We start from the raw sequence: 12,149 nt of genomic DNA, 5'->3' as shown, positions 1-12,149 counted from the left end.
TATGCCAATCTAACGAATATCCTCCGCGTCATTTTTACTAACCTTTCCGCTCTGCTCCTTAACATCGATAACAAACTGACTAACAAGCAGCCCACTTCTGTCAACAACATCAACTTGCTTTAGGGACGATTGATCAAACCAATCTGAAGCATCTAAGTTTCTCATCAGCGCCGAAACTCGCTCATTGGACTGGGCGTAACCACGTATATTTAAACGATTGTTTGCCCTCGCGATTCGGTCGTAAAAGACACCTTTCGGCAACTTATTAACTAAATCATCAAACATATGAACGATCTGAGAGCGATTCTGCTGCAAATTCTGGATCACTTGCATACGCGCCAGTAGCGCGTCACGCTTGGCCTTCAAGTCATCAATTTCTTTGATTACTTTCGCCAGCGCATTTATCTCAGACTGCAAATACGCGTTACGCGACTCTTGGTTGCTAATACGTGCATCCATGATCAGCTTACCAGCCATTACGACCAGACCTGCTGCGACCCACATAGCGATACAAATCACTAAGGTTGCGCGATTGCGCTCTCTACGCTGGACTTCACGCCATGGTAGTAGATTAATATTGGCCATTAGTTCAGCCCTCTCAACGATAAGCCATACGCGATAGATAAACTGGGCGCAGCAGCAAGAATTGCATCTCTACGAGACTGAACGTTCGCATTTGCAATCGGGTTTAATACCGTCACCTTGGTACGCAATTTAACTTCAAGATCGCCAGCAAGTCCCGCTAGCGCGCAACATGCACCGGACAAAACGACGCTATCAATGTTTGAAAATGAACTGGAAGAGTAAAAGAATTGCAGCGCACGACTTACTTCTTGCCGCAGCATTTCAACAAATGGCTCCTGCACAGCTGTCAGAAAATCACCTGGAGGCTGTGAAGACTGCAAAATTTCTTCTGCTTCATCAGCACTGACACCATACTCCTTACGGATAAGCTTAATAAGCTGCCCTGCACCGAAATTTTGATGACGCGAATATAGTACGCGACTATCGTCTAGCACCATTAGATGGCTGCTAGAAGACCCAATATCAAAAACCGCTACTGGCTGATCTGAATTAGAACCCAATGTATTTTGCGATCGATACACACGCTCAAGAGCGTAGGTATCGATATCAACATAATTGAGTGTTAAGTCTGCGCTTGCCATTAAATCGATGTAATCATCGACAATGCTCCGTCGACATGCGACTAGCAGGACATCGTTTTCTTGATCATTGGCCTCAGACACCCCGAGCACCTCAAAATCGAGATTAACTTCATCAATTGGATACGGAATGAAGTGAAGCGCCTCAATACTGACTTGCTCCTCCAATTCCAGTTCACCAATATCAGCCGGCATACCCAACACTTTGGTTATTGCATGGGAGGACGACACAGCTACCGCAGCAGTATCCCCCTTGACCCCTGACTGCGTTATTAGACGCATTAGGACCTCAGAAATAACTTCTGCATTTGCAATGGCATTTTCTGAAAAAGCACCTGCGGGCAACGGAGCGACACCCCAAGCAACCACCTTAGGGTTGGCACTGGTGCCGGCCAATTCGACTAGTTTTATCGAATGAGTTCCGATATCGATGCCGATTACTGCCTTAGATTTTGAGCTGAACAGTTTCAAGAAACCTCCATAAAAACCGCTATTTATATCATTTTTGTAATCACTTACTTCAAAGTCTAACCAACCCGCGCCAATAATGCCACAATTCTATTTAGGAAATCCATAATTTAATATATGATCGTTGTTGGGTTATTAGATCGAATCAACTTATTTTGAAAAAGTCACAACTATGGCTGAGGCTGACCACGATTGGCAGCTGGCTATTTATGGTCGGGTTTATTACGGCCGGTTTTTTAGTCGTTCAGTTCAGCAGGGAGCTTCCAGACGCCTCGCAGATTCAAGGGCTAGAACTCAAAGTTCCGCTACGTGTTTACTCATCTGAAAACATCCTGATTTCTGAGTTTGGTGACGAGCGCCGCAAGCCTCTCGCTTACGAAAATATCCCGCAAACCCTTATAAACGCTGTGCTCGCGAGCGAAGACGACGGCTTCTTCGAGCATGGCGGAATTGACTTGAAAGGGCTGGTCCGCGCGGCATTATCGAACTTCAAAAGCGGCTCATCCGGGCAAGGCGCGAGCACCATAACGATGCAAGTCGCGCGTAACTTTTTCCTCACGCGAGATAAAACATACTCACGCAAAATAAAGGAGATATTGCTCGCCATTCGGCTCGAGCAACTACTGTCTAAAGAAGAAATCCTTGGTCTGTACATAAACAAAATATTCTTAGGACATCGCGCTTATGGCTTCGGCGCCGCGGCCGAAGTCTACTATGGAAAGCCAATTAATGAGCTAACTCTTGCTCAAACGGCCATGTTGGCCGGTTTACCCAAGGCTCCTTCAACCTTTAATCCACTGCGAAATCCGGAACGCGCGACCATTCGACGCAACTACGTCTTGGGCCGCCTCCACGAACTCAAGCTAATAACGCAAGAAGACCTAGAAATAGCGACGGAAGAAGCTGTAAGCGCTGAAAAGCACTCACGACCAACCGGCCTCAACGCACCCCATATCGCCGAAATGGTACGCGCTCAGCTGACCGAACAGTTTGGCGAAGAAGCCTACTGGCAAGGCCTAAATGTTTACACAACAATACAAGCGAAGCCACAACTTGCCGCCTCTAAGTCGCTACGCTCCGGACTCAAGGACTACGATCGTCGCCACGGCTTTCGCGGCCCCGTCGGCAAAGTTGATTTGGCGAGTTTTGAGCCAGTAGACGGCATTTTAGACGAAGCCTATGAAAACGCCTTGAGCGCATACCCCTCTAGCCAAGAGCAAGTACCCGCGTTGATCTTAAGCGTCACTAAGGAATCAGCGGTTATTTGGACACGCGACTATGGACAAGCATCCATCAGCCTAGATTCAGCAAAGTGGGCCCGACGACATAAGACCGCAGATTTAATTGGTGATGCGGTTAAATCAATGACCGACCTAGTTGCGGCGGGAAATATTGTTTACGTTGAACCCGCTACTACAAAACCCGCAACAGTCAATGCAACCGAGGCGACTGCGCAGCAAATACCCGAGCAAATACAATGGCAGCTATCACAGATACCATCGGTAAGCGGAGCGCTAATTTCAATGAACCCAAATACTGGCGAAATTATCTCGCTAGTCGGCGGCTATGACTTCTTCCTAAATAAGTATAATCGCGCCATTCAATCGATACGCCAACCTGGCTCTAATATCAAACCGTTTATATACTCAGCATCACTTGACCAAGGCTTCACACCTGCCAGCCTCATTAGCGGCGCTCCTATCGTTATCACCGATCCAGCTCACGGCACAGTCTGGCGACCTGAAAATTACGGTGGTAAATTTTACGGCCCCACCCGCATGCGGGAAGCCCTCGCAAAATCGATGAACCTTGTGTCGATTCGCTTACTGCGAGCTATCGGCATCGAGTATGCACGGGAGTACGTCGCGCGCTTTGGCATCGATATGCAGCGCTTCTCACGCAGCCTAACAATGGCGCTTGGCTCTGGCGGCGCTACTCCGCTAGAAGTTTTGAACGCGTACAGCACCTTGGCAAACGGCGGCTACCGGATTAATCCTTACTTTATTCAGACCATCACTGACCGTAACGGCAAAATTCTATACCAAGCACCTGAACCTAAGTTTTGCGACGAATGTTATGGAAAGTATATAGAAATGCCTCCGTTACTTGAGCCCGCCAAACAAGAAATAAGATTAGACGACTCGGAGCAGCCCAATACAGACTACTCAACTGAAGCCAACAACTCGCCGCTAACTGCGGATCAAGCCGGATCACCGAGCGAATATGAAGCTCCGCGAGTAATGTCGCATGCCAATAATTTCCTAACTGTCAGCATGATGAAAGACGTTGTACAGAACGGTACTGCACGGCGAGCAAAAAGCTTAAATCGCACCGATTTAGCCGGCAAAACCGGTACTACTAACGACTATGTAGACGCATGGTTTACTGGCTTTAATTCACAAATCGCGACGACCGTGTGGATTGGATTCGATGACCCAACAACAATGGGCAGAGGTGAGTCAGGCAGCAAAGCCGCCCTTCCCATCTGGGTCGACTATATGCAAACAGCATTAAAAGGCATCCCTCAAGACTCGACGGATTTGCCTGAATACATAGAGGCAGGGTACGTCGATCGCGCGACTGGACGCCGCACCACTGAAGACAGCCCAGATGCGATACCAGAATATTTCGTGGTTAAGCCGCTGACACCAGAGTACGCCCTTTATCGCTCACTGCTTCGTACACATCTAGATGACGGAACCTTAAGTGCAGAGCAATTTATTGAGCAGTTACGGGAAGAGGGCGTTCAGCCAAACCAACAAGCAATGGAGTCTCTTGATAACCTTGGTATAGATGGAGAACTAGACCCTGACAGCCTCGAAGACGAGAGTCAGCTCATTGAGCCAGAAGAACGCATCATCGAGACAGAGGAAGAAACAGAAGGCCTATTCTAGCAAGCGCGACTACCTCTCATTGACAGGCCATACAACTAGCTAGGCCAGCAAACTTACGCTGCGCACCCGTCAATTGAACGGAGGCGCATCACAGATAAGAATATTACTGCTTTTTACTAACCTTCTTTTTGCTGGCCTTCTTCTTAGTGACTTTTTTCTTGGCCTTTTTCTTGGATGCTTTTTTCTTCGCTTTAGGCTTTTTCACCGACTTACCATCAGTGATGACCCATTTGCCACCCTCATAAAAAGCCTTCCAACCAGTCGCCTTACCATCGTCCTCTGACTGAACGTAGATTTCCTTAGTCTTACGACTGTAGCGAATCACCGTCGGCACACCATCCTTATCCGCGACAGGCGCATCGAATAAATAGGTGTACTTTTTATCAATCTGATCCTTATATGGCAGAATTTCAGCCACTAAAGGCGCTCTAGTTTCACGATTTTTAGGAAACCCGCTCGCCGCTAGAAACAAGCCGGACGCACCATCTCGTAGCACATAATGGTCATCGACCTTAAGGCACTTCAAGTCGGGCATCGACACTGGGTCCATCTTAGGCGGCGCTGCCTCACCATTGCGAAGCAGCTTACGTGTATTCTTACAATCTTCGCTGGTACAACCAAAATACTTGCCAAAACGACCATTTTTTAACTGCATGTCGCTGCCACACTTATCGCATTCAAGTACCGGCCCTTCATAGCCCTTAATCTTGAACACACCTTGCTCAACCTCAAAGCCCGCACAATCAGGATTGTTCCCACAAATGTGCAGCTTACGAGACTCATCAAGCAAATAACTATCCATAGCCGAATGACAAATTGCACAATGATGCTTTTTGATAAGCAACTTTGCTTCAGCTTCATCGTCTTCATCAACGTTAACGGCTTCATCACCCGGCACCAAGTTCATAGTGGACTTGCAACGCTCTTTCGGCGGCAACACATAACCTGAACACCCAAGGAATACCCCGGTAGTTCCGGTGCGAACCTGCATCGGCCGACCACAGGTCGGGCATTCAATATCGGTTTCAGTCGGCTCATTGGGCCGCATGCCACCGTCATCGTCATTCTGCGCCTTAAGCAAGGTTTCTGAGAACTCGGAATAAAAGCGATTAAGTAAATCGCGCCACTCCAGTCGACCTTTAGCTACGTCATCCAAACGATCTTCCATGTTAGCGGTAAAATCGTAGTCCATTAGTTCAGTAAAACTCTCGACCAAGCGCTCGGTCACAATATCGCCCATTTTTTGTGCGTAAAAACGACGCTTTTCAACTTGCACATAGCCACGGTCTTGGATCGTCGAAATAATCGCTGCGTAAGTAGACGGTCGACCGATACCACGCTTCTCTAATTCCTTAACCAAACTCGCTTCGGTAAACCGTGCTGGCGGCTTAGTGAAATGCTGCGTTGGGTTTAGCGCCTGCAAAGCCAACACTTCATTGACCTTCATCGGCGGCAATACCGCATCATCGTCGCCTTTGGCGCTCATTGGAGGCTGCACCTTCTGATAGCCATCAAACAAAATGACACGCCCACGTGTGCGTAACTCATAGTCACCAGCTTCAACCACCACACTGGTGCTCATAAACTTAGCTGGCGTCATCTGACAAGCCAAAAATTGCCGCCAAATCAAGGTGTAAAGGCGCTCGGCATCACGGTCAACATTACTTAACTGAGTCGGCAGTATTGACACATCCGAAGGGCGAATCGCCTCATGCGCGTCCTGCGCGCCTTCTTTACTCGCATAAGAAATTGGTGACTCAGGCAAATATTTCTTACCGTATTTATCAGCAATGTAGTCACGACACTGAGCAACGGCGCCCTGACTCAAATTGGTCGAGTCGGTTCTCATATAAGTGATATAACCGGCTTCATAGAGCCGCTGAGCCAACATCATGGTCTTTTTCACACCAAACCCAAGCCGAGTGCTTGCGGCTTGTTGCAATGTGGACGTTATATACGGCGCAGTAGGCTTAGTCGATGTAGGCCTCTCTTTGATGTCGGCAATACGGTAATCCGCCGCCTTTAACTCATCAATAGCAGCTAAGGTCTGCGCCTCAGTCAACGGCTTGAAATTCTCACCGCGATGCTTTCTCACCTCAAAATTGACCGAATCTTTACCGGCGGTCTTCAGATCAGCAAATAAGTCCCAGTATTCCTCTGGAATGAATGCCCGAATCTCGCGCTCGCGCTCCACAACCAACCTCAAGGCGACTGATTGAACACGGCCTGCTGACAAGCCACGCGCGATTTTAGCCCACAATAGTGGCGACACCATATAGCCCACCACGCGATCAAGAAATCGTCTGGCCTGCTGAGCGTTGACTCTAGCCATATCAACAGGGCCAGGCTTCTCAAATGCGGCTTGAATAGCCGTCTTGGTAATCTCGTTAAACACCACACGTCGATAACGTGACGGGTCGCCGCCGATGGCTTCTTGCAAATGCCATGCGATTGCTTCTCCCTCACGATCCATATCCGTCGCGAGATAAATAACGTCAGCATCTTTGGCAAGCTTAACTAATTCATCCACCACCTTCTCTTTACCAGGCAAGATTTCGTAGCGCGCCTCCCAATCTTTGTCGGGATTCACCCCCATTCGATTGATCAACTGCTGCTTGCTTTTCTTTTGCTTGTGGATGATTTTGTCTTCTGGTGACAACTTTCGCGTAATTGCTGCTTGGCGCGCACGCTCCTTGGCATCAATTGGTTTTTTGTCGCCACCACTGGTTGGCAAATCTCGAATATGACCAACACTGGACTTAACTATGTAGTCGCTACCTAAATATTTGTTGATCGTTTTAGCCTTTGCTGGTGACTCGACGATAACTAACGATTTGCCCATTATGCTCGCTTATATGTTGTCTAATTAGTTGCACTCAAATCGGCACAAATAGTAACTGACTATGCGCCACTTCGAGTCCAGACTAAGAATAGTTTGGTGGAAGAAGTATCCACGTTCTGCTGTCATTGGGCAAGTTTCACCCAATCTGCATTATATTTTTCGCTTACCTGAGTCGTAAAAGCGTTGATCAAAATTAAGCCTTTAACGCTAATGAATCACCGGCGCAAGGTCTTCAGTTACTACCACTTCGGCCCATTCCGCAATCTCAGAGAAGCCTGGCTGGTTACTCAACACCATCAAAATGACCCATTTTATGTGGTCAATATTCACTTCAGCGGAATCCAACGCCATTACACGATCAATCACCATCTCACGAAGAAACTGGTCTAATACGCCGGCATCAACCAATCGAGTAAGTAACGACGTTCCTTCAAGTTTCAAGCACGCAAACTCATCAGCCGTGTAATAGCGCCATGATTCGGCTGCCTGTGGCTGATTGTGCTGTGTGTCTTGCTCGCTAATTTCTAGTAGACCTTCGAGCCAAACGAACGCCTTCTCAATTTCTTCTCCGGGAAAGCCCGCACCGGCAAGTTCATCCGCCAATTCATCGTGACTGGGGTCAAGTGCTACGCCATCGGCAATGTAATTCTCGAAGAGATAAATCAAGACTTCCAACATATCTTCTTTCATATCCACCTCTCCCATCACTTTAAAAAGCCGCCGTCTAAAGACTGTGGGCTAGCATCTGCTAAATTACGACAGATTGACATAACCTCCATCTACCCCAACCGCGACAGCGCCAGCTAACTCCAACGTTATTAGCATGGATGAAACTTCTGCTGGCGTCAATCCGCTCTCCAAAATTATGTCGTTCACGGTGCTACCAGCAGCGTCAATACAATGCAATAATTCGACACAATCTGACGGCAAACCTCGAACAATAGCCGCTTCAGTCTTACTACTGGCAGCCACTGACTGCTGAATCTCTAGGGCCAGACAGTTCAAGACATCTTGACCGTCAAGCACCAACCCAGCGCCCTGCTGAATAAGCCGATGCGACCCAGCATATTGAGCACTCAAAGCCGAACCGGGCAACACCATGACCTCTCTATTCTGCTCCATCGCCAGCCGCGCGGTAATCAGCGTTCCACTGCGCTCAGCAGCCTCCACAATCACCACACCGAGCGATACACCACTTACTAGGCGGTTACGCTCGGGAAACGTGTAGCGGGTCGCATGCGTGCCAATAGGGTATTCTGACAACACCAATCCTGTCTCACACAGCTGCTTATATAACTTCTCATGCCTACTTGGTGTAGGTCGATCTAAACCACTACCCAAAATTGCAATACTCTTCGCATTTTCAGCCAGAGCCGCTTGATGCGCCAAACCATCAATGCCAAGCGCCATACCACTCGTTACCACAACTCCGAGCCGCGCCAAATCCGACGCAATCGATGCGACTAAACGACGGCCAACCGGAGTTGGACGACGTGACCCGACAATTGAGACCTTCGGCTCATTGAGGCAAGTAAGATCGCCAATCGCAAACAGGGCAATCGGAGGATCTGGCAACTCCCGTAATGCCGATGGAAAACTCGCATGCCAAAAATCGATTAACTGGTGACTGGCTTGTGACAACCAATCCATGTCTCGCTCAACGTCGCGCGCCGCCGCCCGCCCAGCATGCCAGTGCTTAGTCAGCCCTATCAATTCTTGGATGCGCGACCTAGGTGCATTTAATACTGCCGCTGGCGGACCGATACTCTCAAGTAAAATAAGCTTCTGACGAGTCGACCAACGTCGATCTCGGATCAAAGCACACCAGTCGGAGCGACAGGTATCTCGGGATGATTGTTTCTTCATAAGCAAGACCCTCCTTGGTTTGCGGTCAATAATCAGAGGAACCCGCCAAGCAAAAAACTAGCGGGTTCATCCTAAATAGCAGATCCATCTGCAGTAGAGAGCCGGCATGGCAACCGGCCCAATGTTGTTAGTACTGCTTAAGCTTACTCTTGGTTGGGGCTAACCACAACATCACCTGGGCGAACTTGACGCTTGGTGTCAGTAATCAACATATAACTGACCTTTTCAAACGTTCTGAAAACCATTCCCAAGCCAACCTTTTCTTCTGGAATTTTATATGCTTCGCCAGTCATTGGATCTTTCTTGGCAACAGATTGGCTTCGTATTCTAAGCACGTCGCCAACCTTCATACCCTCACGAATACCGAGATTAACCGCCACTATCGACAGCGCTCCCAATTCAGTTGACGCATTAGGGGTCTCCAAGATAACGCCACGGACGTCATCGTTGTCTGGCGCCTTAGGGAAATAGAACGGTAGCGCTTCTTTATCGTAAATAGGGCGTAACCGATCACGTAATGTCACGTCTTTGTAGGCTTTGGTCAATACGAGCCGAGCTGGATCGCCGCCTTTAAGCATATTTGCGTCACCTAAGTGCACCGCTTCCCAACCCAAGCTTTCGCCAGTAAATGGGTCGATAAAGTGCCGGCCAGCACGAAATACGCGGTAGGCATCGGCTTCGGTATCAAGAATGTTTCTGGCATAAAACTGGTCATACTTGCCCATCAACAATCGATTATCGAATCCGTCGACAATATACCCCGCATTTTTCAGTTCATTATCATCAGTCACCAATGGCGCATCGAGATAAGCACTGATCGCAGCAGGATCAATTACCGGAATGGAATCGTAGCGAACACTGCGAGCTGACGGCGACATCTTGACCGTCTCTCGACGCAATGACTTCAATACTGGTCGACCATCAACAAAGGTCATCACCAATACGTCACCCGGAAAAATGAGATCTGGGTTTTGAACTTGAGGATTACCCTGCCATACTTCGGGCCAGCGCCATGGATCACGCAGAAACCGAGCCGAGATACCCCATAAGGTATCGCCCTCAACCACCGTGTAGCGATCTGGGTACGAATCCGCTAGAACTGGGTTATCCTGAGCGAGACTTGCGATTGATACACTACCAAGCACCAGTCCCATTAAGAACCCAGCAATTGTCTTTTGAAAAGACTTTCGGTAGGAAGTGCGTGCGCGATTTTGGTGTAAATTTAGTTTTTTTGTTGTCATTCTGTTTTGACCAGCTGGTTAGGCAATTGGTTTTCATGGTATGTCGATACCGAATAACGCATAATACACGCATCCGAAACGCATACTCGAAAAGCAAATAATACTGCTTATTTAGTATGTTACGCAAACAATGTAGAATGCAGTTTACGTTATTTTTACGCCAAACTGTATGCAAAATTGAAGTAAATCAACAGAATAGTGCTTGCACATGGCGATTTTAGAAATATTAGTCTACCCCGATGAACGCCTCAGAACCGTGGCAAAACCCGTTAAAACGGTGGATGACCGCGTTCGTACGCTCGTTTCCGACATGATAGACACCATGTACGACGCCAACGGTATCGGCTTAGCCGCTACCCAAGTCGACGTACATGAACAAGTTATCGTGATGGATTTGTCCGACGATCGCAACTCTCCATTGATATTAATTAATCCTACCGTGATAGAACGTGACGGCGAACAAGTATACGACGAAGGCTGTCTATCGGTTCCAGAATACTATGCGCCGGTCAAACGAGCCGAACGCATAAAGATCACCGCATTAGACCAGCAAGGTGAAATCTTTGAGCTTGATGCTGAGGGCCTGCTCGCCGTTTGCATACAACATGAGATGGATCATTTGGCAGGTAAAGTATTTGTCGACTATCTATCACGACTCAAGCAGGACCGCATTCGCAAGAAGATGGTTAAGCGAGCACGTCTGTAGCGGCTCTCACACGAGACACATACCAGCATGAAAGTTATTTTCGCAGGCACGCCCGAGTTCGCGGTGGCACCGCTATCGGCATTGATAGATAGCCATGACGTGGTCGCGGTATTTACCCAACCCGATCGGCGCTCAGGGCGCGGCAAGAAATTATCTCCCCCACCGGTTAAGCGGGTTGCCGAACAACACAATATTCCGGTTTTTCAGCCCACCAGCCTGAAAAACGAGGTGGCTAATGTGCAGGCGCTCAATGCTGACATCATGGTGGTCGTGGCATACGGCATGTTACTGCCCCAATCAATTCTGGATGTTCCCGCATTAGGCTGCCTGAATATTCATGCCTCGTTACTCCCTCGCTGGCGCGGTGCGGCGCCCATTCAACGAGCAATCGAAGCTGGCGACAGTGAAACCGGCGCAAGCATCATGCAAATGGAACGCGGGCTCGACACGGGGCCGGTATTTCAAATGCGCAAGATCATGATCGCCCCCGATGAAACCAGCGCGTCATTACATGACAAACTCGCCGCATTAGGTGCCGAAGGCATCATCGAGACACTCACCAACTTGGCAGAAAACCCAAAACTAGTGCCTACACCGCAGGATCATGACCAATCCTGCTACGCCAAAAAGATCGAGAAGCACGAATCAATCGTCGACTGGAATCTCAGTGCAGCGGCAATCGACCGAAAGGCCAGAGCCTTCTTTCCATGGCCAGGCTGCCAAACTCAGCATGGCGATACCCGCTTACGAATCAGCGACACCCATCCAAATGTGCAAGACGCAACAGTGAGCCAACAGAGCGCCCCCACACCAGGCACAATTATTGCGCTGGATGATGACGGCATATCGGTAGCGTGTGCCACCGGCTCACTTAAGATTGGTACGCTGCAACGTGATGGTAGTCGCGCCATGCCATATAAAGAGTTCCGCAACGGTTACCCGCTCAGTGTCGGCGACCAACTCGGATAG

At 48.7% G+C, this 12,149-nt stretch carries 9 protein-coding genes; 3 read left to right on the top strand and 6 right to left on the bottom strand.

Translation table 11 applies throughout. The features are described 5' to 3' along the window. Nucleotides 1-9: 9 nt before the first annotated feature. The gene (locus DFR28_RS16225) at nucleotides 10-585 is read right to left on the bottom strand and encodes a PilN domain-containing protein (RefSeq protein ID WP_113955434.1); all 576 of its coding nucleotides are present in this window, start codon (nucleotides 583-585) and stop codon (nucleotides 10-12) included. Next, a complete protein-coding gene (gene pilM / locus DFR28_RS16220) occupies nucleotides 585-1,634 on the bottom strand; it encodes a type IV pilus assembly protein PilM (RefSeq protein WP_170132141.1) in 1,050 nt (349 codons plus the stop codon). Before pilM ends, DFR28_RS16225 begins: the two co-directional genes overlap by 1 nt. A gap of 152 nt (nucleotides 1,635-1,786) precedes the next feature. Between pilM and DFR28_RS16215 the strand changes: the two genes are divergently transcribed. After that, nucleotides 1,787-4,525, top strand: coding sequence for a penicillin-binding protein 1A (locus DFR28_RS16215; protein WP_113955432.1), 2,739 nt, complete (start codon nucleotides 1,787-1,789; stop codon nucleotides 4,523-4,525). Between the two features lie 103 nt (nucleotides 4,526-4,628). Here DFR28_RS16215 and topA read toward each other — a convergent pair whose 3' ends face one another. The 4 genes from topA to DFR28_RS16195 form a co-directional block, all read right to left on the bottom strand. Next, complete coding sequence (gene topA, locus DFR28_RS16210; RefSeq protein WP_113955431.1) at nucleotides 4,629-7,367, bottom strand: type I DNA topoisomerase; 2,739 nt, start codon at nucleotides 7,365-7,367, stop codon at nucleotides 4,629-4,631. Between the two features lie 207 nt (nucleotides 7,368-7,574). Further along, entirely contained in the window at nucleotides 7,575-8,057 is a 483-nt protein-coding gene (locus DFR28_RS16205) for a Smg family protein (RefSeq protein ID WP_170132140.1), read from the bottom strand. A gap of 63 nt (nucleotides 8,058-8,120) precedes the next feature. Further along, a complete protein-coding gene (dprA, locus tag DFR28_RS16200) occupies nucleotides 8,121-9,233 on the bottom strand; it encodes a DNA-processing protein DprA (protein ID WP_113955429.1) in 1,113 nt (370 codons plus the stop codon). A 143-nt stretch (nucleotides 9,234-9,376) separates the two neighbouring features. After that, on the bottom strand, nucleotides 9,377-10,474 hold the full coding sequence (locus DFR28_RS16195; protein ID WP_113955428.1) for a LysM peptidoglycan-binding domain-containing protein: 1,098 nt from the start codon (nucleotides 10,472-10,474) through the stop codon (nucleotides 9,377-9,379). A gap of 208 nt (nucleotides 10,475-10,682) precedes the next feature. Between DFR28_RS16195 and def the strand changes: the two genes are divergently transcribed. Together def and fmt are read left to right on the top strand one after the other, a co-directional pair. Continuing rightward, nucleotides 10,683-11,180 carry a peptide deformylase gene (def, locus tag DFR28_RS16190; RefSeq protein ID WP_113955427.1) on the top strand — a complete coding sequence of 166 codons (498 nt, stop codon included), beginning with the start codon at nucleotides 10,683-10,685 and terminating at the stop codon, nucleotides 11,178-11,180. 27 nt (nucleotides 11,181-11,207) lie between these two features. Next, entirely contained in the window at nucleotides 11,208-12,149 is a 942-nt protein-coding gene (gene fmt / locus DFR28_RS16185; protein ID WP_113955426.1) for a methionyl-tRNA formyltransferase, read from the top strand.

The sequence above is a fragment of the Arenicella xantha genome (assembly GCF_003315245.1).
Classification (GTDB): domain Bacteria; phylum Pseudomonadota; class Gammaproteobacteria; order Arenicellales; family Arenicellaceae; genus Arenicella; species Arenicella xantha.
Note: the sequence above shows the minus strand (reverse complement) of the source record. Positions and strands in the feature narration are given on the sequence as shown.